Source organism: Rodentibacter genomosp. 1, from assembly GCF_001999285.1.
Taxonomy (GTDB): Bacteria; Pseudomonadota; Gammaproteobacteria; order Enterobacterales; family Pasteurellaceae; genus Rodentibacter.
Window position 1 is genome coordinate 207,462 of sequence record NZ_MLHN01000003.1, and the last position, 22,813, is coordinate 230,274.

The window sequence follows — 22,813 nt, forward strand, 5'->3', positions numbered from 1 at the left end:
CACAAACCCTTTAATATCAAATAGAATACGCCTTGACGCACAATCAAGGCGTTTTTTTATACCTACAATTCCTGTAGGTGGTTTTTTTACCCCTCTTTTACGGAGAACAAACAAAAATGAAAAAATTTGCAGGTTTAATTACTGCCGGTTTAGTGGCTGCAACCCTAACAGCTTGTAATGACAAAGAAAACAAGTCTGAGAATGCAAATACACCGGCTACTGCTAATGATACTGTGTACTTATATACTTGGACTGAATACGTACCGGATGGTCTTTTAGATGACTTCACGAAAGAAACCGGTATTAAAGTTATCGTTTCAAGTCTTGAATCAAATGAAACCATGTATGCAAAACTCAAAACCCAAGGCACAGCCGGTGGCTATGATGTGATTGCACCATCAAATTACTTCGTGTCTAAAATGGCACGTGAAGGTATGTTAAAAGAACTTGATCATAGCAAATTGCCTGTCATTAAAGAATTAGACCCTGATTGGCTCGACAAACCTTATGACAAAGGAAATAAATATTCCCTTCCTCAATTACTGGGCGCACCGGGTATTGCATTTAATACCAATGCCTACAAAGGCTCAGATTTCACCTCTTGGGGCGATTTATGGAAGCCTGAATTCGCCAACAAAGTACAATTATTAGATGATGCACGTGAAGTCTTTAATATTGCTTTATTAAAAATCGGTCAAGATCCAAACACTCAAGATCCTGCTATCATCAAACAAGCCTATGAAGAATTATTAAAATTACGTCCAAACGTACTTTCTTTCAATTCAGATAACCCTGCTAATTCTTTTATCTCAGGTGAAGTAGAAGTCGGTCAATTATGGAACGGCTCTGTACGCATTGCGAAAAAAGAACAAGCACCTTTAGATATGGTATTTCCAAAAGAAGGTCCGGTACTCTGGGTTGATACTTTAGCGATTCCTGCAACGTCAAAAAATCCGGATGGCGCACATAAACTTATCAATTATATGTTAAGTGCAAAAGCAGCTGAGAAATTAACACTAGCAATTGGCTATCCAACCGCTAACGTTGAAGCGAAAAAAGTATTGCCAAAAGAAATCACTGAAGATCCGGCAATCTACCCTACCGCTGAAATATTAAAAAACAGCCACTGGCAAGATGATGTAGGTGATGCAATTCAATACTACGAACAATACTACCAAGAATTAAAAGCGGCGAAATAATCTCGCTGAGTTTAAACACCTTTAAAGTGCGGTCAAAAATGTAAGATCTTTTGACCGCACTTTTTTATATTAATCATTATAAAAATCTCTATATAAAGATTTGATATAAAAACACGACAAAATTTACCTTACCTTCCCATTTTTTGACTTAAATCATCATCGCCTAAATTAATAGCTTTAAAATCCCACTAATCATTAAGAGTTATTATTTCTCTATTTTTTACTACGTTGGAGTACATTCATGCCAAAAACAATCAAAATTATGACCGCACTTTGTCTCATCGGCATAGGTGCATTAGCTTTATGGGGAAGCCAAGCTATTATGTATAAAACCAGCTCAACAGAATTCTGTGTGAGCTGCCATTCCATGGACCCTCCACAACAAGAATGGGAAGGTTCAACTCATTTTACTAATGCAAAGGGCATTCGTGCAGAATGTTCTGATTGCCATATTCCAAAGGAAGGCTGGCACTATGTGAAAGCGAAATTTATCGCATTAAAAGATGTGTGGTATGAAATACAAGGCAAACTAGACTCTAAACAGCAATATGAAGCACACCGAGCAGAAATGGCACAACGTGTATGGAATGAGATGAAAGAGACAGATTCCGAAACTTGTCGTAGTTGTCACCGTTTTGATGCCATGGAATTTTCCGCACAAACAAAATTAGCGAAAGAAACCCATCTCAATGCGAAAGCTAATGGACAGACCTGTATTGATTGTCACAAAGGTATCGTGCATTTCTTACCTGAATCTCTCGGTGATGAAAGCAAACAATCAGCGACCTCTTTAGGTGGAAATATCACTCAAGATTCGTCTATTTATGCAGCTGAGATGACAACGGCACAAGGTGAACAAGGCGGCGATATCCGACTCATGCCTTATGCGGAAATAACGAACTGGCAAGCAAAAGGCGAGCAATTACAGGGTACTTTACACGGCTGGCAACAAGTTGGTGCGGATTCTGTGGTTTATCAAGATCTTGGCAAACGCATTACCGTGGCATTAGTAGATGAAGAGGCACGCAAAGGTATGAAAGTGTTGCAAACCAAACATAATGAAGTCACAGATTCAGATTGGAAAGAAGTGAGTCTTATCGTTTCTGTGCCAAAAGAAAAAATGTCCTCAGATTTGACCGCACTTAATCAATACGGTGGTCAGTTAAACCAAGCACATTGCAGTAGTTGCCACGCTGCGATTAGTGCCGATCACTATACGGCGAACCAGTGGATTGGCGTGGTAAACTCCATGAAAGATCGGACTTCTATGAATAAAGATGAAGTGCGTGCTTTAACCATTTATTTACAACGTAACGCCAAAGATATGGCTACAAAATAATTCACTTCTCATATGAAAACGAGGTTGAAATGAAAAAGAATAATGTCAATCAACAACGCCGTGATTTCTTAAAAAATACATCTCTTGGCGTAGCAGGTGCCTCACTTTCCGGTGGTATGATGGGGGCAGTGTTGTCTAAAAGTGCGGTTGCGTCAGAGCCTGAATTAAAAACAGTGGTGACCGCTGCACACTGGGGGCCGATTGGCGTAGTCGTGCAAGATGGTAAAGCAGTAAAATCCGGGGCAGCAATCGAGCCGGCTATCCCTAATGAACTACAAACTGTCGTTACCGATCAACTTTATAGTGAAACCCGCGTGAAATACCCAATGGTACGTAAAGGCTATTTAGAAAACCCAGGGAACAGTGATACCACAATGCGTGGACGAGATGAATGGGTACGAGTGTCTTGGGAGCAAGCGCTCGATCTTGTGCATAATCAACTCCATAAAGTGCGTGAACAATATGGCGCAAGTGCGATTTATGCAGGTTCTTATGGTTGGTTTAGTAGTGGTTCCCTTCACGCCTCCCGTACATTGCTACAACGTTATATGAATGTAACAGGTGGCTTTGTCGGCTATAAGGGGGACTATTCTACGGGCGCTGCGCAAGTGATTATGCCTCACGTACTTGGCACCATTGAAGTCTATGAACAGCAAACCAGTTGGGAAGTCCTACTTGAAAGCAGTGATATTATTGTGCTTTGGGGAGCGAATCCACTCACCACGTTACGCATTGCTTGGATGTCTTCAGATCAGAAAGGCATTGAATATTTCAAAAAATTCCAAGCCACAGGTAAACAAATTATCTGTATCGATCCGATAAAAAATGAAACCTGCCAAATGCTTGGCGCGGAATGGATTCCTGTGAATACTGCAACGGATGTGCCATTCATGCTAGGGGTCGCCCATACCTTAGTCAGTGAAAACAAACACGATAAAGCCTTCTTAAAAAAATACACAACAGGTTACAGTAAATTTGAAGATTATCTGCTTGGTAAAACAGATGGACAACCTAAAACCGCAGAATGGGCGAGTAAGATCTGTGGTGTACCGGTGGAAATCATTAAACAATTAGCCAATGATTTTGCTACCAAACGCACAATGTTGATGGGCGGATGGGGAATTCAACGTCAACGCCACGGTGAGCAATCTCATTGGATGTTGGTGACCCTTGCCTCAATGCTGGGACAAATAGGCTTACCGGGCGGTGGCTTTGGTTTTAGCTATCACTATGCAAATGGTGGCGTACCAACCGCAACAGGGGGCACGATTGGTTCAATCAGTGCAACCCCATCTGCGGGAAGCAGTGAAAAAACATGGTTAGATGACGCAGCAAAATTTTCTTTCCCAGTGGCACGTATTGCCGATGCCTTACTCAATCCGGGAAAAACCATTGATTACAATGGAACAAAAATCACTTATCCTGAGATTAAAGTGGTCTATTGGGCAGGGGGTAATCCATTTACTCAGCACCAAAACACGAATTTATTAGTCAAAGCTTTCCAAAAACCGGAAACCGTTATTGTCAATGAAGTCAACTGGACACCAACGGCCCGTATGGCAGATATTGTCTTACCGGCAACAACGAGTTACGAACGTAATGATTTAACCATGGGTGGGGACTATTCTATGTTTGCGGTGTATCCAATGAAACAAGTCGTGCCACCACAATTTGAAGCGAAAAACGATTTCGATATTTTTGCCGAACTTGCTAAACGTGCAGGTAAAGAAGAGGAATTTACAGAAGGCAAAACGGAAATGGAATGGTTGGAAGATTTCTATGAAACCGCTTTCACTGCCGCACGTCACAATCGTGTTGCGATGCCTCGTTTTGAGCGATTCTGGGAAGAAAATAAACCTTTTATATTTGAGGCCAATGAAGCCGCGAAAAAATGGGTACGCTATGCAGAATTCCGCGAAGATCCGTTGCTCAATCCTCTTGGCACACCATCAGGCAAAATTGAAATTTATTCTGATGTTGTAGCCAAGATGAATTATGACGATTGCAAAGGTCACCCGACTTGGATGGAGCCGGAAGAATTTGCGGGTAACACGACAGAGGATTATCCACTCGCCTTAGTCACACCCCATGCTTACTATCGTTTACATAGCCAATTGGCTCATACCTCATTACGCCAAAAATATGCGGTGAATGATCGTGAACCTGCTTTGATTCACCCTGAAGATGCCAAAGCTCGCGGTATTGTAAATGGGGATATTGTTCGTATCCATAATGTACGAGGTCAGGTATTAGCAGGGGCGGTTGTGACCGAAGGAATTATTAAAGGGACAGTCGGATTACATGAAGGTGCATGGTATGATCCACTCGATCTCGGAGAAAGTGAAAAACCACTATGTAAAAATGGTAGCCCGAACGTGCTAACCCGTGATGAGGGTACATCTAAATTAGCACAAGGCAACTCGCCGAATACTTGTATTGTGCAAGTAGAAAAATATACGGGTATCGTGCCTGAAGTCACGGTGTTTAAACAACCTAAGCACTCAACATAAAACCACTGAAGAATTAACCGCACTTTTAAGCGCGTGAATCAAAGTGCGGTTAAAATCTAGTATTACCTAGCAAACGCTAAACAGGATTTTGATTTTATTCGTAGGAGCACAGTCCGTGTATATCCGAATTTTAACCTGTTGAAATGATTTTATTTTATAACGGACACGCGCAGTGTATCCTACGTACTGTTAGTGCATTTGCTACATAATACCGATATCTACTCAAAGTGCGGTCAATTTTGACCGCACTTTTTTCTTAGGAAAGAATAATATCTTTTATATCCAGGCATTGAAACCACAAATTAGAGTGATAAAGTATCCCTTAACACTTGTGCGATACCGCTCTCATTATTTGATGTCGTGACCTGTTTAGCCTGTGATTTCACCTCTTCTTCCGCATTACCCATTGCGACACCTAACCCCACCACACTTAACATACTGATGTCATTATGATTATCGCCGAATGCGATCACTTCTTGTGGATCAATGCCCCACTCTTTTAATAATGCAAGTAATCTTCCGCCTTTCGTATTACCGGCGTTGGCAATATCAACACGATCCACCCACGACCATTCACAACTAAATTGTGAAATCGGCAGCTCATTCACGACATTATTCATAATCGCTTTATTTTCTGCGCTAATGACGCATTTCCAAATTGGATTATGATGATCGATCACCTCTTGAATACTGTCCACCTTACGTACATCAGGGCGTACATCTGCCGGGCAAGTTTCTACCCATTTCACAAATTTTTCCATATGCGGATTAAGTTGTGCATAATTCATTGAATCTCGGGAATACATCAGTAGGTGACAATGATGTTTTTCCGCAACATCATAAATTAATTGTGCTTGCTGTTTAGAAAGCGGATTGGCAAAAGGCGTGGAATCTGTCGCGACATCATAAACATAGGTGCCGTTACAACAGATAATCGGTGTATCTAAATCTAATTCATGATAATAAGGCTTGACGGCAGTATGATGTCTTCCTGTTACCAATAACACTTTAATCCCTTTATTTATGGCGGATTGAATTGCCTCTTTATTTTCTGGCAGAATACGCCCCTCAGAATTTAATAATGTGCCGTCAAGATCAAAGGCAACGACTTTGTAATTCATTTTTACCCCTCTTAGATTAAAAAGGCGGTTAAACACCGCCTTATTCTCAACAAATATTATTGTCCGTAATAGGCATTTTTTCCGTGTTTACGGAGATAGTGCTTATCAAGTAATTCTTGTTGCATTGATCCAATATTTGGACGAATTTGATGACTGACAAAATTCATATACGCCACTTCTTCCAATACGACAGAATTATGCACTGCATCGAATCCGTCTTTTCCCCAAGTGAAAGGACCATGAGAATGAACTAATACACCCGGTACGGATTTAGGTTCAATATGACGTTTGCGGAAAGTTTCAACAATCACTTTACCGGTTTCCAACTCATACTCACCAGCAATTTCCTCCGGTGTCATTTTGCGCGTACAAGGGACAGATCCATAGAAATAATCACCTTGCGTTGTACCTAAAGCAAGAATATCCTCACCGGCTTGTGCCCAAGCCGTTGCATGACGGGAATGAGTATGTACCACCCCCCCAATATCCGCAAATTGACGATAAAGCTCTAAATGGGTCGGCGTATCTGAAGAAGGTTTTTTATCCCCCCAAACCCGATTACCATTGAGATCGACAATCACAATGTCATCGACAGTCATCAAATCATACTCTACCCCTGAAGGTTTAATCGCAACCAAACCGCTTTCACGATCAATTTCACTCACATTTCCCCAAGTGAAAGTCACTAATTTATATTTTGGTAGCTCAAGATTCGCTTTTAGTACTCGTTCTCTTAATTCTTTTAACATTGGAAACCTCCTTCTTTCATTTTTTGCTCAATCCAACGGCGGGCATTGATAATTTCCGCAATCGGTTCATCCGCTTTTTCCGTCCACATTTCAATTAAAAATGCCCCTCGATAATTCAATTCGGCAAGGGTTTTAAAGCAAGCCACAAAATCAACACAACCCTCTCCAAACGGCACATCTCTAAATTGCCCTGCACAGGTTTCAGTAACCTTATAAGTATCTTTTAAATGAATGGCAGAAATTTTATCTATACCCAGTTTTAATTCTTCAGCGACATTATCATTCCATGCAGAAAGATTACCTAGATCAGGATAGACGGTAAACCAAGGCGATTTAATGATCTCATCCCACTTTTTCCAGCGAGAAATGGAACTCATAAATTTTGTATCCATAATTTCTACGGCAAGCGTCACTTGGTTACTCGCAGCAAGTTCTACCGCCCACTCTAGCCCCTGCTGAAAACGTTCGATAGTGCCTTCATCCTGTTCTTCATAATAAACATCGTAACCCGCTAATTGAATCGTACGAATCCCTGTATCGACGGCAAATTGAATTGCCTTTTCCATAATTTCGTAGGCTTTTTGACGGGTCGCTTCATCACGGCTACCGAATGGAAAACGGCGATGGCCGGATAAACACATTGAAGGAATGGTTACACCGGTATTAACAATCGCTTTCACTAATTTTAACCGCTCTTTTTTACTCCAGTCTAAACGAGCCAAACGTTCATCTGTTTCATCAATGGATATTTCTACAAAATCAAAACCGCAAGCCTTTGCAATGGACAAACGATCTTGCCAACTAATGTTTTTAGGTAGGGCTTTTTCATAAATGCCGAGTTTATGTTTTCTCACGGAATACTCCTGTCAGAGGTTGAGGTATAAGTAATATGTTCGATATATGAACACAGTGAATCTCTTTTATTTGCCAATCTTTGTATTGAGCCATTTAAACAAGCATTACAGCTAAGCCTTTATCTCGTAATGATTGAATAAACTCAGGTTTCGCATTTTTATCGGTAATTAATAAATCAATATCTTGCAATTTAGTGAACAGCATACCCACTTGCTGTCCTAATTTTGTACTATCCAGTAACACCACATATTTACCCGCTTTGGCAGATAAACGTTGCTCTGAATTAGCAATAATCATATCAGTTTTATACAATCCTTCTGCTGTAAAACCTTTTCCACTGGTAAACATAATATTGGCTGCATAAGGACTTTCATTTTGGTTAAGAGAAAGGGTAATGGCTTTATTACGATTATATTGCCCCCCCATAATCACAAGATCTTCGTGATTGTTTTCAATTAATTTATTTGCAAGAGGAATAAAATTTGTGATGATTTGCAACCTTCTTCCACACAGATGATCACCCAACATTTTCATTGTCGAACCACAGGTTAAGATTATTGAATCCCCTTCTTGGCATAACCGGCTTGCTGCCTGAGCAATGCGTTGTTTCTCATCAATATTATTGATTGCCAAATTATCTTGATAATCTATTGATGAAGACTGTATTGATTCTGCACCATTACGTACCTTCTTTAATCGCCCTTGCTGCGCTAATTTATTGATATCTCGTCTTGCCGTTGCAGGTGAGACATTAAGTTGTTCAACAATTTCTGTTGTAGAAAGCGCCTTTTTATCAAGTAGCAATTGTAAAAGTCGTCTATGACGGTAATTTTCGTTCATTATATTTTCCTAGCTATATCTTTGATGCGAATAATGAACAAAAAATGAGCCACCTTCAAGTAAAAAGGTGGCTTTTTTTGTTATAACATTGATTTAAATTGAATATTAGGTTCGTGTTCAAAGCAATCATCGAAACCACGAGGGTGATGATATTCAATTAAATCCTTATCACGTGGGTAAACATACTTACCACCGACTTCCCAAATAAATGGATGGAATTTATATTGCAAGCGCTCTTTGCGCATTTTCCATAACTGGATAATTTCGTCAGTACTCGCCATAAAGTTCGTCCAAATATCGTGATGAACAGGGATAATCACTTTACAACGTAAACTTTCCGCCATACGTAATAGATCAATAGAGGTCATCTTATCGGCAATACCAACCGGATTTTCACCATAGTTATTGAGTGCAACATCAATATCAAATTCTTTACCATGTTTAGCAAATTGAATTGAGAAGTGGGAATCCGCACCATGGTAAATATTACCACCCGGTGTTTTAAACACATAGTTTACTGCCTTGCGTCCCATTTCTTCATCTGATGGGCAAAGACCTGCCAGTTCCCCCCCTTGCTCTTCTGCACCTTCAACCGGTAAGGTGACTAAACAAGTGCGGTCAAAAGAATCAAGAGCGTGAATTTCGACATCTTTTAGTTTCACTACATCACCCGGTTTGACAACAATAATACGCTCTTCAGGTACACCCCATTTTTTCCATAATTCAGCACAATGCCAAGGACCGACAAATTTCACATGATCAAGCTTTGGATTATTGACAATTGCTGCCGCCACATTGACATCAATATGATCACTATGGTAGTGAGAAGCAAGAATGAAATCCACTTCATTAATTGCAAATGGATCTAACACCATCGGTGCTGCACGTAAGTTAGGTTGTAATTTACGCACACCTGCCATATTCGCCATTTGGTGACCACGTACCATATCTTTTACTTTCTTCGTATTTTTACCACGGCCACACCATAGATCCATACAAAGATTTGCCCCGCCCGGAGTCTTAATCCAAACCCCTACACAGCCCAACCACCACATAGCGAAGTTGCCTTCCGGTACAACTTCCTGCTCAATCTCTTCATTCAACCAAGTTCCCCACTCAGGAAAAGTAGAAAGAATCCAACTTTCACGAGTAATTTCTTGAATTTTGCTCATATTTAACTCCTTTGGTTAATAAAATAGTCAAAACTAATCATATCAAATCATTTTTCTTTGTAAAATACTTTTTATAAAATTTGTGACCAAGATCTCAATTTATCTCCACTTATTCCATAAAATCGACTAGACAAACATTAAATACCTGCTCAGTCAAACATTACTAGCGATTTAGAGAAAGTGAATAAAATCTATGACACTCATACACACTATAAAAAATAAAATGTGATATTGCTCACAAAAAATCAAATTCACTCTTTTCTATTCAAAAATAATTGCTATTATTTGCTAGACTTCTTTTTCGAAATGATTCGGAATGAATTCAAACACTCACTTAATTAAGGTCAACAGAGGTTCTGTTTATGGAAACATTATTAGATCTATTCATTGTATTTAGAGATCAGGTTCTAAATAAAGCACCGCTACTTCTAGGTATCGTTGCTTGTATTGGTTATATCCTTCTACGCAAAGATACGACAACCGTTATTAAAGGCACAATTAAAACCATTGTTGGTTTTATGCTTGTTCAAGTCGGTGCCGGTGAATTAGTAAAAGGCTTTAAACCAATCATTGAAAAATTATCCGAATATCACGGTTTAACCGGTGCAGTTATCGATCCCTACACCAGTATGCAGGCAACTATCGAAACGATGGCAGATAATTATGCTTGGGTGGGTTATGCCGTGTTACTGGCATTAGCATTAAATATTTTGCTTGTTCTATTCAGACGCTTTACCGGGATTCGCACTATTATGCTCACCGGGCATATTATGTTCCAACAGGCAGGGTTAGTTGCCGTATTCTATATGCTCATTGGTGCATCAATGATGGAAACCATCATCTACACAGCGATCATCATGGCGTTGTACTGGGGGATTTCATCTAATATTATGTATAAACCGACTCAATCCGTAACAGGGGGAGCCGGTTTTTCTATTGGACACCAACAGCAAATTGCCTCTTGGATTGCCGTTCAACTCGCACCAAAACTCGGTAATAAAGAAGACAGCGTTGATAATATGAAATTACCTAAATGGTTACATATTTTCCACGACAGTATCTCTGCGACCGTATTAGTGATGACTGTATTCTTCGGCATTATCTTACTTTCTTTCGGCTTAGATAATCTGCAAACCATGGCAGGTAAAACACACTGGACAATTTATATTCTTGAAACAGGATTAAAATTTGCCGTAGCAATTCAAGTCATCGTTATCGGTGTACGTATGTTTGTTGCCGAATTATCCGAAGCATTCAAAGGTATTTCCGAACGTGTTATTCCTAATGCTGTGTTAGCCATTGACTGTGCTGCGATTTACGCATTTTCACCAAACGCCATGGTATTCGGCTTTATGTGGGGGGCAATCGGTCAATTCGTTGCGGTCGGTTTACTACTTGGTTTTGATGCTTCCGTACTCATCATTCCGGGCTTCATTCCAATGTTCTTCTCTAACGCAACAATCGGTGTATTTGCCAACCATTTCGGTGGCTGGCGTGCAGTAATGAAAATTTGTTTCGTGATGGGAATTATTGAAGTATTAGGTTCCGCTTGGGTTATCCATCTACTAGCGACCCAAGGTGCAACGTTTAACGGTTGGATGGGAATGGCTGACTGGGCATTATTCTTCCCACCGGTGTTACAAGGTATCGTTAGCGTTCCATTCTTCTTCTTTGTTATCTTAGCTGCTGCTTTCGTTTACATGGCATTCGCCGCGAAAAAATTACGCGCAGCCGAAGCCGCTGCTGCCGCTGCTGGCAAAACACTTGAACAAATGGACGGCTATGGTGTTGATGAAAACGAGCAAGAAACTGTTTCTCAAGATCACACAGCACAAAGTGCGGTCAAAAATGATGAAATTTCTGACGAATCAGTGAAACCTGTACGCATTCTTGCAGTTTGTGGCTCTGGTCAAGGTTCTTCTATGATGATGAAAATGAAGATCAAAGGCTATCTAGACAAACGTGGTATTCCAAATATTATGGATTCTTGTGCCGTTACCGACTATAAAGGTAAACTAGACAGTACAGATATTATTGTTTCGTCTAAACATTTATCCGGTGAAATTCAAGTCGGCGAAGGTAAATTTGTATTAGGTGTACAAAATATGCTTAACCCGAACTCTTTTGGAGATGAGTTAATCGAATTGATCAACAAATTTCAAAATAACAAATAATTCAACACAAAGTGCGGTCAATTTTCAACAAAAATTGACCGCCCCAATACACAAATCGTTAAGGATAAACTATGTTAAAAGAATCACTTATTGCTAACAATTCCATTAAACTCAATCAAACTGCCTCAGATTGGAAAGCTGCCATTAAAATCGGCACAGATTTATTAGAGGCCTCAGGTGCCATTGAACCACGCTACTACGACACGATTATTAGCAATATCGAAAAAATGGGACCTTACATTATTTTAGCTCCCGGTCTTGCCATGCCTCATGCCCGCCCGGAAGAAGGCGTGATCAAAACTGCCTTTGCTTTGGTTACCTTAAAAGAGCCGATTTATTTTGATGGTGAAGATGATCCAATCTATGTCCTCATTACCCTTGCGGGTAGTGATTCTGATCAGCATATGCAAGGCTTAGTGGAAATTACCCAAGTACTTGATGATCCTGAAAGTGATGATGGTGTAGATTTAAATCGTTTCCGCCATTGTAACAATGCAGATGAAGTCTATGCAGCCATTGATAAAGCATTAAACGGCTAATCTTCATTCAAATCAAAGTGCGGTTAAAATTAACCGCACTTTCTCCCTATTTCAATTTAACAAAAAGGAATAATGACTATGTCTAAACCATTATTACAAATTGCCCTTGATTCCCTTTCTCTAGAAAAAGCTGTTGCCGATGCCAAACAAGCAGAAAATTTAGTGGAAATCATTGAAGTTGGTACTATTCTTGCCTGTGCCGAGGGTATGAAAGCAGTCAGCACATTACGGGCTTTACATCCAAACCACATCATAGTTTGTGATTTAAAAACCACTGATGGCGGCGCAATTTTAGCAAAAATGGCATTTGAAGCGGGAGCTGACTGGCTCACTGTTTCGGCAGCAGCCCACCCTGCAACCAAAGCAGCCTGTAAAAAAGTGGCAGATGAATTCAATGCAGCTCATCCTGAATTAAAAGTAAAAAAAGAAATTCAAATTGAAATCTACGGTAATTGGACAGTAGAAAAAGACGCGAAAGAATGGGTTGAATTAGGAGTAAAACAATCGATCTATCACCGCTCTCGTGATGCAGAATTAGCAGGTAAAGGTTGGACATCTGAAGATGTTGAATTAATGAAGAAATTATCCGCTCTCGGACTTGAACTATCAATCACTGGCGGTATTGTGCCGGAAGATATTCATCTATTCAAAGAAATCAAAAATGCGAAGGCCTTTATTGCCGGTAGAGCACTCGTCGGAGAGAAAGGCAAAGCAACCGCTGAAGCTATTCGTGCTGAGATTGAAAAATATTGGGCTTAATATACAGATAGAGCAAGCTGTATTTAAAAAATTTTTCTAAATCTATCACAAAAATCGGATAAATTATTCAATTTATTCGATTTTTTATTGCTTGTTTTTGAAACTATTGAAATTTTAAAAAATAAATTCTAACCGTTCCAATCTAAGAGCTGCGAAAGTTTATTTTTTGCAGAATCCAAAAGTGCGGTTAATTTTAAAATAAAAAAGCGAACATCATGCTCGCTTTTTTAAACACCAAACTAGGATTGAATATTAGTTAATTACAGAAACATTTAATGACGAACCGCCAACAATTTGAACACGTTTTCCTGCCACAAATTTTGAATCGGCTTTTTGGACAACAACGATAGTTTTACCATCATCTTTTTTAATCACAAGCTCCGCGCCATTAACTTGGCTCGCTTTTTCTTCAATCTTACTACCTGCTACAGCACCGGCAATTGCGCCAACAGCAGTTGCAATCGCTTGACCACGGCCACCACCAACAGCACTACCGGCAATACCACCAAGCACACCACCACCAACAGTACCAATGACACCTTGGTTATCCGCCTGAATTTTTACCGGACGAACCGAAACCAATGTACCGTAGCTAATTGAACGTGCTTCTTTTGCTTGATCTGCCGAATACACATCACCACTAAAAATATCAGTATTTGCACACCCTGTTACACCAAGTGCAACAATCAATGCGAATGCTATTGTCATCTTTTTCATCATGAATCAACCTTATAAATTAAATTGGATTTCTTGGTGACCAAGTTGAAATATTCTTTAAACCATTACCATTGTCAGAAACTTTTACACAAGCACCTACAACAAGAGTTGAATCATACTGATGAGTAACGCTTTCAGTTTCACCTTCAGGCTTATATGAGCAGTCATTTTTCCGAATTGTTAATTGAAGGTTTTCCCCCTCCATTTGACTAAAAATAACCTGACCTTTATATGCACTTTCATCTTTTTGATTATTTGATGAACAAGCTGCCAAACCTAAACTTAATAAAATAGCTAATGCTAGGGTCATCTTTTTCATTATGCTAAACCTCGAGTATTTTCTTAATAGAATAAGGGTGAACTTTTATGCAAGTATGGTTCTCGCGTTTATCCGCAAAACTCACTGCAATAGAAGGATTTGGTAAATGCTCTCCTTCAACTTTTGGTTCACTAACTTTAATTGTTAATTGGGTTAAATGTTGCCACAAAAACTGTTGATTGATCCTTTCTATCCATGCTTCAACCGATTCATCAGGAAAAAAAGGAATCACAATCTCAATATGTTCCCAAGTTTCTTGGGGATATTGCTTGTTTTTCGGAAACGGTAGCTCAATAATATCAACAAATTGTCCCGCAAAAGAAATTGGCTTTTCTAATTGAATTAAATAGATAGGCCGCCCATTGACGATATTATCGGACAAAATTCTACCGCACTTTGATAAATGTGTCAGCCAAATTTTGGCATTTTGCTCACTATTCACCCGTAAAGCAAGATGATCGATTTCGTAATCCCTTAAATCAAGTTTCATTTCCGAAGCAAGCGCCTGGATTTTTTCCTCAAAATCAATTAATTCAACCTGAAGTACGGTCAAATTTTCATTAAAATTTGTCATATTCGCCCTTTAAGAAATGCCTAAAGAACGCTATCATAGCCGATTATTTTTACTATTCAAATTTAACGTAAGGAAAACCGTGAATATTCAATCTATTTTATCGAATAAAATTAAGCAGGCGATGATTGCTGCTGGTGCTGATGAGTCTTGTGATTCCCTCGTACGTCAATCAAGCAAGCCACAATTTGGTGACTACCAAGCAAATGGTATTATGGCTGCGGCTAAAAAATTAGGATTAAATCCACGTGAATTTGCCCAGAAAGTATTGGATCATGCTGATTTTTCTGATATCACCGAAAAATTAGAAATTGCGGGTCCTGGTTTCATCAATATTTTCCTAGCGCCAAGTTGGATTGCTAAAAAAACCTCTGATGCACTAGCCCAACCTAATTTAGGTATTCAAGCAGAGGAGAAACAAACGATTGTCATCGACTATTCCTCACCAAACGTTGCAAAAGAAATGCATGTAGGGCATCTCCGTTCAACCATCATTGGCGATGCCGTTGTGCGTACCCTAGAGTTTTTAGGTCATCATGTTATCCGCGCAAACCACGTCGGCGACTGGGGAACGCAGTTTGGTATGCTGATTGCTTATCTCGAAAAAATGCAAAATGAACAGGCTAACGATATGGAATTACAAGATTTAGAAACATTCTATCGTGAAGCCAAAAAATATTATGACGAAGATGAGACCTTTGCTGAAAAAGCACGTAACTATGTCGTGAAATTACAAAGTGGCGATGAATACTGTCTTGCAATGTGGAAACATTTGGTAGATATCACCATGCAACAAAACCAGCATAATTATGATCGTTTAAATGTCACCTTAACAGAAAAAGATGTTATGGGGGAAAGTCTGTACAATCCAATGTTACCCAACATAGTTGAAGATTTGAAAAAACAAGGTTTGGCGGTTGAAGATGATGGTGCGTTCGTGGTGTATTTAGATGAATTTAAAAATAAAGAAGGCGATCCAATGGGTGTCATCGTACAAAAAAAAGATGGTGGTTTTCTGTACACTACCACGGATATTGCCGCAGCAAAATACCGTTATGAAACATTAAAAGCCGATCGAGCTCTCGTTTTCTCTGATACCCGCCAGAGCCAACATATGCAACAAGCTTGGCTTATTACACGTAAAGCAGGTTATGTGCCAGATAGCTTCTCTTTGGAACATAAAAATTTTGGAATGATGCTCGGTAAAGATGGTAAGCCATTTAAAACCCGTACCGGCGGTACCGTAAAATTATCAGATTTATTAGATGAAGCGATTGAACGTGCGACAATCTTAATCAATGAAAAAAGTGCTCATTTATCTGATACCGAAAAGACAGCCGTTATTGAAGCAGTAGGAATTGGTTCAGTGAAATATGCGGATCTTTCCAAAAACCGTACCACAGATTATGTATTTGATTGGGACAATATGTTAAGTTTTGAAGGTAATACCGCACCCTATATGCAATACGCATATACCCGTATTCGCTCAATCTTTAACAAAGTCAACATAGACTCAACCGAGCTTTCTAATGCAGAGGTAATCCTACAAAATGAAAAGGAGCGGGCTCTAGCCGTTAAATTACTCCAGTTTGAAGAAGCCGTTCAAACCGTAGGAAAAGAAGGGACACCACATATCCTTTGTTCCTATTTATATGAATTAGCCGGTGTATTCTCTTCTTTCTATGAGCAGTGCCCAATTTTAAATGCAGAAGATGAGAAAGTTAAGTTAAGCCGTTTAAAATTAGCGCTATTAACTGAAAAAACCTTAAAACAAGGTTTGACATTATTAGGTATTAAAACTATTGAAAGAATGTAATCTTTATCGAAAAGGCGCTCAACGCGCCTTTATTTTTTTACGTTAAAAAAGGATTGGAAACTTTTTCTCGCCCAATCGTGGTATAGGGACCATGACCGGCAATAATAATCATATCATCATTGAGCTTGAATAATTTCTCACGAATTGATGAGATAAGCTGTTCATAATTTCCTCTAGGAAAGTCAGTACGCCCAATTCCACCTTGAAATAATACATCACCAGTAAATGCAACTTTCTTTTCTTGCTCAATAAAGCCAATATGTCCCGGTGTATGACCCGGTAAATGTAAAATATTAAATTGGAAATTGCCGATATTAATGATTTCTCCTTCATGTAACCAACGATCCGGTAAAAAAGCATTAATATGCGCGAGTCCAAAGCGTTCCGCCTGTTCTGGTAAGCTTTCAAATAAAAATTGATCGTCTTCCTGTGCTCCCCAAATCTCAACATTGAAATAATCTTTCAACAGCATTGCCGCACCAACATGATCAAGATGAGCATGAGTCAGTAAAATAACCTTTAAATTCAACTTAAGCTCTTCAATTTTCTGAATGAGTTTTTCTGATTCACCACCGGGATCAATAATAGCTGCATTTTTTTCATCATCCCAAATTAAAGAACAATTTTGCTGAAAAGCGGTGACAGGAATAATCTCTATGTTCATTTTTTCTTTTCTCCAAAACAAAAACCGCACTAAAGTGCGGTTAATTTTTCTAATATTTTACACACCACGCCAAGTTCTTACCGGACCGGTATCAACATGAACAAAATTACTGCGAGGATAAAACCCGACTCCCCCATCATGTAAATTTTCTGCCGACTGCTTAATTTTAACAAGAGGCACGCCATCAATACGAAAATCAATCGCCTGCCCTTTTACATGATAGCTATTACTTGCTACACCACGACTTTGGCGATGACGCATCGCGTTTGTGGAAGGAGAACGATAACCACAAATAATCTGAATCTCTGCAGTTTGTAGTCCTAAATTTCCTTGAATACGATAAAACTTCATAAACAAGTTTGGATCCATACGGTGCACTTGATTTGTTCGTTTATCACGCATGAAATAATCAAGTTTTTTTAGCATTGAGGTAGCAAAGCCACCATTTGGTGAAAACGTAGCACTTAAACGCTCACCGGTATTAATATTACGAAACGCCAAAATACGAGGCCTAGGTGTAGAAACCATCGCAAAAACAGTATTTGGCACCATGCTTGCACCTAGCATAATTCCGCCTAAAGATAACCATTTCCGGCGACCTTGATTTATTTTATCCATGATTCTGTCTCTCTTTCCCTTACTTCGTTTTTCGACTTAAAAAATACAGCTTAGTTCACCAAAGTGCGGTCAATATTAAAGATATTTTTTCACCGTATTCCAGTTTATTTCACTACTGCTAATCGCATTATCATATTTGTAAATATCCGGTAGTGATTTAGTTTGACCGTTTTCAACCCATGCGGTGACATAATATAAGAAAACGGGATTATCCGAGCGGATATTAGCTGAAGTTGTTTTCTTACTCGCTAGGACATTTTTCTTCCGTTCCTCGCTCCATCCCGCTTCTTTTAATAATATACCGGCAAGCTGAGACGATTTTTCCACCCGAACACAACCGGAGCTTAATGCTCTATCCTTACGTGAAAAAAGACCATGATTCGGCGTATCATGCAAATAAATTGCATCTGAACTTGGCATGTTAAATTTATAATTACCCAGTGCACTATCTCCTGGAGCTTGACGAATACGATAAGGGAAATTTTTACCAATTTTATTCCAATCAATGGAATAAGGATCAATACTATTTCCTTTACTATCAAGAATACTATATCCATGGGCAGCCGCATAACCCGGATCGCGCTTCAACTTCGGTACAATATCTTCATTAATCAAACGTGTAGGTGCATTCCATGGTGGATTCACGACAACATTACTTAATTTACTATACATCACCGGAGTACGACGCTGATCTTTACCAACAATGACTCGAGACTCTAATACCAATCTCCCATCACGATAATATTGTAATTGATAGCTTGGAATATTCACAAAAATACCATTGTGAAAATCCGGAATAACACGCAAACGCTGCGCGTTAATGGCTAATTTCTTACCTGTAGGTGAGATCCCTGATGATGAAATCATTGATGATAAAGCCTGAATTGTTTGATGATAATGTGAATTTTTTGTTGATAAACCATTCACATAAGCCAAAACATCATTATTTTTAACTGCACTCAACCATTGCTGAATCTGTTCATCCGTTGGGGCTTGCGGCTTATAGACACTTGAGCCATACAACCAACGTTGGGCTTGCTGATTAACATTTGTGCTGTAATAAATGTAATCTAAAAAAGCATCACTCAACAATACATCATAAACTAAACCGCCATTTTGTTCTGAACGATTTAAATTTTCTAGTAATTGCGCTGATCGTTTAGAAACAGCGCTCGCAACCATAGCCGCATATTCACGTAGAAATTGTTTCTCTGCCGATTTATCCTTCCATAGTAAATCATACTTATTATCAGCATAAAGTTTTGCAAGAATCGGCTTAAATTGTAAATTTTGCTCACCGATTTCATGAGTAAGAGACATCTCAAGCATAGCTTGCTTTTCAGCGGCCAAGCGAGCTTGATCCTCTTTAATTTCAGCCTCTAGCCTAGCCCTTTCTTCCGGTGAAAGTTTCGACATATCAATATTTGATAAGCTATGATCTGTAGTCGAATTTTTTGCCCAATCAGCCAATGCACAACCAGATGTTGCCATTGAGAGGGGCAACACCAATGCCCCTAATTTTAATATTCCTTTCAACATAAAAGTTCCCTTAGAGATTGACAAAAGAAACCGCACTTTATCCAAGAGCGGTCAAAAATTAATGATTTTTTACTTCTATTTTTTCGCATCCTGCTGAATTTTCATATTCACTTTTTGTTGCTTTTTACTTAATTTCACTAAATCAGCCATCATTTTTTCAGCTTCTTTCAAGAAAAAATCCGGTGCTTCATAATCTTTTGGTAAAGCATCAATATCTTTTAACGGTTTCTTACCCTCACGTTTAAAACGCTCATTAATGTCTTTCAAACGTCTTGCATCATCAAGGTCGTTTTCTGTTTTACGTGCTTGATAATTTAAAGACATAAACTTACGATCACGACGTTCATCACGAATTTTTAATTCGTCATTTAACGCAATAAATTCCGGATCTTTCGCAACACGCTCCTGATGATTTTTCTCTAACACTGGAATATATTGACGAATATCTCCCACTTCAGAATAACTCGCCGCTGGAATTTTATCCCAAGGCAAAGCATTACTTTCTTTTTCCTCACCGTTTTCTTTCGCATCAATAATTTCAGGGAATTTAATATCCGGTGCAACTCCTTTTAATTGTGTAGAGCCCCCATTAATGCGATAAAATTTTTGAATAGTATATTGCAAGATACCAAGTGGTGCTTGATCTAAATCATAAATGAAATTCAGAGAACGACTTTGCTGCACTGTCCCTTTACCAAAGGTATTTTGCCCCACAATAATCCCTCGATTATAATCCTGCATTGCGGCTGCAAAGATTTCAGATGCTGAAGCACTAAAACGATTAACCATAACAATTAATGAGCCTTTATATCGCTCTGCACGATCATCATCCTCATGTACCCGAATTCGCTGATAAGCATCACGAACTTGTACCACCGGACCATCAGTAATAAACAAGCCACTTAATGCAACGGCCTCCGTCAAAGCGCCACCACCATTTTCACGCAAATCAACAATTAACCCTTTTACATGCTTTTTATCGGCTTGAACCAATAATTTTTTCACATCTCCTGTTAAACCGATGTAAAAACTTGGGATTTTAATGACGGCAATATTTTCACCATCCACTTTTTCAACAGTGAGTTTGGCTGCTTGATCTTCAATGCGAACTTTATCACGTACTAAAGTCACAATACGTGATTTCCCACCTTTGGCAGGCTCAATTTCCAAACGAACTTTCGTGCCTTTTTTACCTTTTATTTTGTCAACAATATCTTCCAATCGCCAACCAATGATGTCTTCAATCTCGCCTTTTTCTTGCCCTACACCAATAATTTTATCGCCGGCTTTCAATTTCTTACTACGTTCAGCCGGGGCGCCAGGAACAAGAGATTTAATGCTCGTTTCATCATCTTCAGACTGTAACGTTGCGCCAATCCCTTCTAACGAAAGATTCATACTTTCATTAAAACTTTTTGCAGTACGTGGCGCAAGATAACTGGTATGCGGATCAATCTCACGTGCAAACGCATTTAAATAAACCTGAACAATATCATCTGCCTTTGTTTGTGTTAGACGGCGAATAGCCAAATTATAGCGTTTCACCAGTTTCTCTTTGATTTCTGACCATTTTTTGTCTTTCAGTTTCAAATTGATCACATCATTCTTTACACGTTCTTCCCAAAGACGGTTTGCCTCTTCTTCTGTTTTAGGAAAAGCAGCCTTTTCACGATCAATTTCAATTTGATCTTGACCATTTAAATCGGGCTCTTTATCCAATAAGGAAAGTGCATAGGCATAGCGCTCGTACCGACGCTTCATCATTAACTCATAAATCGAAAAAGCAGCAGAAAGATCGCCTTGGTTTAATTGATCATCAAGTTGAGCGCCATATTTACTCCTCAATTCATCAATATCCGACTGTAAAAAGGTGTTACGGCTGTAATCTAAGTTTTTAATATAACGATCGAAAATTTGCTCGGAAAAAGCGTCATCAAGCTGAAACTTATGATAATGAGATTGCGTTAAACGTGTTGTCGCACGTTTTGTTGCCAATTGATTTTCCTCCGTAATAGAAGGAATTTGAATATCACTTAACTTCAGCTTAGGTGCGACAGCAAAGCTCACACCAACATGAAAAAGCAACGCACTTAATACAGTACTTGCGACAATACTTTTGGACATTGTAAATTTCATTTAATCTTTCCCGATGATAAAAATATCAATGTTATACAAATAAGCGATCTGCTGTGACGCCCATAACTAAGCCATTTTCAAGCTCAACACGTGCTGAATCTTTCAATACTTCAACAATAGTGCCTTTCTTCGCATTATCCCCAACTCTTACTTTCACAGAATCACCTGTACGAAGTGAAGAAAAATCAACCGCACTTAATTCAAACTTTGGCTTACGTGGTGCTTTTGAAAAATTTTGGCGACGTGGTTGACGTTTTTGTTGTGCTCTTTTCTCAGCTAACTCTGCCTTACGTTTTTCAGCAAACTTTGCTTTCGCTTCTGCGAGCTGTGCAGCAGCATGTGAAACATGTTCAGCCTCTAAAACACCGGCAGGATTGCCATACAAATCAACACGTACAGCCCCTTCACGGCAACCGTGCAAATAACGCCAGTTTGACGTATACTGACGAAGCGCATGGCGCAATTGGGTTTTACTGACACGCTCATCATCTCTTAGTGCTTCTGCCAAATCTTGGAATAAACCAATTTTGAGAGGTTTTGCCTCCCCTTCTAAAATAAAGCAGTGTGGAAACTTTTCTGCTAAATAAGCAATAATTTCCTTATTATTTGTCAATTTTTGTAAATTTGATGATATGTCTTCGGTTTGAACATCAACTTGAGAATCAGCCATTTTTTGTCCTAGTACTAAAAATAAAAAACTTGCGTAGTGTATCGCACTTTTGCAAGCCTTGACAATGGTTCAAATATACTCTTTTTTCTCAGTTGAACTAAAGAAATACCCAGTGATTAGAAATATTTTTACGATATTATACAGTGATTACACAAGCTGTTTTTGGGTTTAGTTTTAGAAATGCCGTACGTGCACCCGTTTATCATATATTGCAATAATTTTATATCGAACAGCTCCTACAGTTTCCTTTAAATTTCTGTTTTTATACATTATGCAACATACATAATACCGTATTTTTACTCGTCTTCAGTACAAAATACGATGAAATTAGATTAGCTGAATTATACTTTTAAAATTGCCACCTCTAGTACAGACAACAGCAACAATATAAGTTTTTTTAAAATAAGATAAGCCCATGTTCTATCACCTAACGATAAAATCAAACGCTAAGTAGTATTATGGTTTTAAAATTGAATTAAAGGGATAAATACTTGGTGGGTCGTGAA

20 protein-coding genes are annotated in these 22,813 nt (G+C 38.9%); 7 read left to right on the forward strand and 13 right to left on the reverse strand.

Going from position 1 to position 22,813, the window contains the following annotated elements:
- Positions 1-116 precede the first annotated feature (116 nt).
- The 3 genes from BKK54_RS02410 to torA all read left to right on the forward strand — a co-directional run bounded on the left by BKK54_RS02410 (position 117) and on the right by torA (position 5,048).
- Positions 117-1,199: an extracellular solute-binding protein gene (locus BKK54_RS02410; RefSeq protein ID WP_077541160.1), complete on the forward strand. Its 1,083-nt coding sequence runs from the start codon at positions 117-119 to the stop codon at positions 1,197-1,199.
- A 241-nt stretch (positions 1,200-1,440) separates the two neighbouring features.
- A complete protein-coding gene (locus BKK54_RS02415; protein ID WP_077541162.1) occupies positions 1,441-2,538 on the forward strand; it encodes a NapC/NirT family cytochrome c in 1,098 nt (365 codons plus the stop codon).
- A gap of 29 nt (positions 2,539-2,567) precedes the next feature.
- Entirely contained in the window at positions 2,568-5,048 is a 2,481-nt protein-coding gene (gene torA / locus BKK54_RS02420) for a trimethylamine-N-oxide reductase TorA (RefSeq protein WP_077541164.1), read from the forward strand.
- Between the two features lie 302 nt (positions 5,049-5,350).
- Here torA and BKK54_RS02425 read toward each other — a convergent pair whose 3' ends face one another.
- The 5 genes from BKK54_RS02425 to ulaG form a co-directional block, all read right to left on the reverse strand.
- The gene (locus tag BKK54_RS02425; protein WP_077541166.1) at positions 5,351-6,169 is read right to left on the reverse strand and encodes a pyridoxal phosphatase; all 819 of its coding nucleotides are present in this window, start codon (positions 6,167-6,169) and stop codon (positions 5,351-5,353) included.
- A gap of 56 nt (positions 6,170-6,225) precedes the next feature.
- Positions 6,226-6,918, reverse strand: a complete 693-nt coding sequence (gene araD, locus BKK54_RS02430; protein ID WP_077541168.1) for an L-ribulose-5-phosphate 4-epimerase — start codon at positions 6,916-6,918, stop codon at positions 6,226-6,228.
- Positions 6,912-7,772, reverse strand: coding sequence for an L-ribulose-5-phosphate 3-epimerase (locus tag BKK54_RS02435; protein WP_077541170.1), 861 nt, complete (start codon positions 7,770-7,772; stop codon positions 6,912-6,914). Before BKK54_RS02435 ends, araD begins: the two co-directional genes overlap by 7 nt.
- 94 nt (positions 7,773-7,866) lie before the next feature.
- Positions 7,867-8,613: an HTH-type transcriptional regulator UlaR gene (gene ulaR / locus BKK54_RS02440; RefSeq protein ID WP_077541172.1), complete on the reverse strand. Its 747-nt coding sequence runs from the start codon at positions 8,611-8,613 to the stop codon at positions 7,867-7,869.
- A gap of 80 nt (positions 8,614-8,693) precedes the next feature.
- Positions 8,694-9,785, reverse strand: a complete 1,092-nt coding sequence (gene ulaG / locus BKK54_RS02445) for an L-ascorbate 6-phosphate lactonase (protein WP_077541174.1) — start codon at positions 9,783-9,785, stop codon at positions 8,694-8,696.
- Positions 9,786-10,147: 362 nt separating this feature from the next.
- Here ulaG and BKK54_RS02450 point away from each other — a divergent pair, with 362 nt between their 5' ends.
- From BKK54_RS02450 to BKK54_RS02460, 3 genes are all read left to right on the forward strand, one after another.
- Positions 10,148-11,959 (forward strand): PTS ascorbate-specific subunit IIBC, encoded by a 1,812-nt coding sequence (locus tag BKK54_RS02450; RefSeq protein WP_077541176.1) that lies wholly within the window; start codon positions 10,148-10,150, stop codon positions 11,957-11,959.
- Positions 11,960-12,030: 71 nt separating this feature from the next.
- Complete coding sequence (locus BKK54_RS02455) at positions 12,031-12,498, forward strand: PTS sugar transporter subunit IIA (RefSeq protein ID WP_077541178.1); 468 nt, start codon at positions 12,031-12,033, stop codon at positions 12,496-12,498.
- Between the two features lie 78 nt (positions 12,499-12,576).
- Positions 12,577-13,257: a 3-keto-L-gulonate-6-phosphate decarboxylase UlaD gene (locus tag BKK54_RS02460; protein ID WP_077541180.1), complete on the forward strand. Its 681-nt coding sequence runs from the start codon at positions 12,577-12,579 to the stop codon at positions 13,255-13,257.
- A 252-nt stretch (positions 13,258-13,509) separates the two neighbouring features.
- Here BKK54_RS02460 and BKK54_RS02465 read toward each other — a convergent pair whose 3' ends face one another.
- Genes BKK54_RS02465 through BKK54_RS02475 form a run of 3 tightly spaced genes read right to left on the reverse strand, consistent with a single transcriptional unit; the run spans position 13,510 to position 14,867 of the window.
- Entirely contained in the window at positions 13,510-13,974 is a 465-nt protein-coding gene (locus tag BKK54_RS02465; protein WP_077541211.1) for a glycine zipper 2TM domain-containing protein, read from the reverse strand.
- 19 nt (positions 13,975-13,993) lie between these two features.
- The gene (locus BKK54_RS02470) at positions 13,994-14,293 is read right to left on the reverse strand and encodes a hypothetical protein (RefSeq protein ID WP_077541182.1); all 300 of its coding nucleotides are present in this window, start codon (positions 14,291-14,293) and stop codon (positions 13,994-13,996) included.
- 4 nt (positions 14,294-14,297) lie between these two features.
- Positions 14,298-14,867 carry a VOC family protein gene (locus BKK54_RS02475; RefSeq protein WP_077541184.1) on the reverse strand — a complete coding sequence of 190 codons (570 nt, stop codon included), beginning with the start codon at positions 14,865-14,867 and terminating at the stop codon, positions 14,298-14,300.
- Between the two features lie 79 nt (positions 14,868-14,946).
- On the opposite strand from BKK54_RS02475, the gene argS reads away from it, so the two are divergent.
- Positions 14,947-16,680: an arginine--tRNA ligase gene (gene argS, locus BKK54_RS02480; RefSeq protein ID WP_077541186.1), complete on the forward strand. Its 1,734-nt coding sequence runs from the start codon at positions 14,947-14,949 to the stop codon at positions 16,678-16,680.
- Between the two features lie 37 nt (positions 16,681-16,717).
- On the opposite strand, the gene BKK54_RS02485 is transcribed toward argS, so the two are convergent.
- From BKK54_RS02485 to proQ, 5 genes are all read right to left on the reverse strand, one after another.
- Positions 16,718-17,344 (reverse strand): MBL fold metallo-hydrolase, encoded by a 627-nt coding sequence (locus tag BKK54_RS02485; RefSeq protein ID WP_077541188.1) that lies wholly within the window; start codon positions 17,342-17,344, stop codon positions 16,718-16,720.
- Between the two features lie 57 nt (positions 17,345-17,401).
- Positions 17,402-17,962, reverse strand: coding sequence for a YcbK family protein (locus BKK54_RS02490; protein WP_077541190.1), 561 nt, complete (start codon positions 17,960-17,962; stop codon positions 17,402-17,404).
- A gap of 75 nt (positions 17,963-18,037) precedes the next feature.
- A complete protein-coding gene (locus BKK54_RS02495) occupies positions 18,038-19,501 on the reverse strand; it encodes a L,D-transpeptidase family protein (protein ID WP_077541192.1) in 1,464 nt (487 codons plus the stop codon).
- A 75-nt stretch (positions 19,502-19,576) separates the two neighbouring features.
- Positions 19,577-21,637, reverse strand: a complete 2,061-nt coding sequence (gene prc / locus BKK54_RS02500) for a carboxy terminal-processing peptidase (protein WP_077541194.1) — start codon at positions 21,635-21,637, stop codon at positions 19,577-19,579.
- A gap of 31 nt (positions 21,638-21,668) precedes the next feature.
- A complete protein-coding gene (gene proQ, locus BKK54_RS02505; protein ID WP_077541195.1) occupies positions 21,669-22,307 on the reverse strand; it encodes an RNA chaperone ProQ in 639 nt (212 codons plus the stop codon).
- Positions 22,308-22,813: the final 506 nt, after the last annotated feature.

What these genes read in the sequence shown, in the direction of transcription:
- BKK54_RS02410 (WP_077541160.1), top strand. Translation starts at nt 117, where the DNA reads ATGAAAAAATTTGCAGGTTTAATTACTGCCGGTTTAGTGGCTGCAACC.
- BKK54_RS02415 (WP_077541162.1), top strand. Translation starts at nt 1,441, where the DNA reads ATGCCAAAAACAATCAAAATTATGACCGCACTTTGTCTCATCGGCATA.
- torA (WP_077541164.1), top strand. Translation starts at nt 2,568, where the DNA reads ATGAAAAAGAATAATGTCAATCAACAACGCCGTGATTTCTTAAAAAAT.
- BKK54_RS02425 (WP_077541166.1), bottom strand. Translation starts at nt 6,169, where the DNA reads ATGAATTACAAAGTCGTTGCCTTTGATCTTGACGGCACATTATTAAAT.
- araD (WP_077541168.1), bottom strand. Translation starts at nt 6,918, where the DNA reads ATGTTAAAAGAATTAAGAGAACGAGTACTAAAAGCGAATCTTGAGCTA.
- ulaR (WP_077541172.1), bottom strand. Translation starts at nt 8,613, where the DNA reads ATGAACGAAAATTACCGTCATAGACGACTTTTACAATTGCTACTTGAT.
- ulaG (WP_077541174.1), bottom strand. Translation starts at nt 9,785, where the DNA reads ATGAGCAAAATTCAAGAAATTACTCGTGAAAGTTGGATTCTTTCTACT.
- BKK54_RS02450 (WP_077541176.1), top strand. Translation starts at nt 10,148, where the DNA reads ATGGAAACATTATTAGATCTATTCATTGTATTTAGAGATCAGGTTCTA.
- BKK54_RS02455 (WP_077541178.1), top strand. Translation starts at nt 12,031, where the DNA reads ATGTTAAAAGAATCACTTATTGCTAACAATTCCATTAAACTCAATCAA.
- BKK54_RS02460 (WP_077541180.1), top strand. Translation starts at nt 12,577, where the DNA reads ATGTCTAAACCATTATTACAAATTGCCCTTGATTCCCTTTCTCTAGAA.
- BKK54_RS02465 (WP_077541211.1), bottom strand. Translation starts at nt 13,974, where the DNA reads ATGAAAAAGATGACAATAGCATTCGCATTGATTGTTGCACTTGGTGTA.
- BKK54_RS02470 (WP_077541182.1), bottom strand. Translation starts at nt 14,293, where the DNA reads ATGAAAAAGATGACCCTAGCATTAGCTATTTTATTAAGTTTAGGTTTG.
- BKK54_RS02475 (WP_077541184.1), bottom strand. Translation starts at nt 14,867, where the DNA reads ATGACAAATTTTAATGAAAATTTGACCGTACTTCAGGTTGAATTAATT.
- BKK54_RS02485 (WP_077541188.1), bottom strand. Translation starts at nt 17,344, where the DNA reads ATGAACATAGAGATTATTCCTGTCACCGCTTTTCAGCAAAATTGTTCT.
- BKK54_RS02490 (WP_077541190.1), bottom strand. Translation starts at nt 17,962, where the DNA reads ATGGATAAAATAAATCAAGGTCGCCGGAAATGGTTATCTTTAGGCGGA.
- BKK54_RS02495 (WP_077541192.1), bottom strand. Translation starts at nt 19,501, where the DNA reads ATGTTGAAAGGAATATTAAAATTAGGGGCATTGGTGTTGCCCCTCTCA.
- prc (WP_077541194.1), bottom strand. Translation starts at nt 21,637, where the DNA reads ATGAAATTTACAATGTCCAAAAGTATTGTCGCAAGTACTGTATTAAGT.
- proQ (WP_077541195.1), bottom strand. Translation starts at nt 22,307, where the DNA reads ATGGCTGATTCTCAAGTTGATGTTCAAACCGAAGACATATCATCAAAT.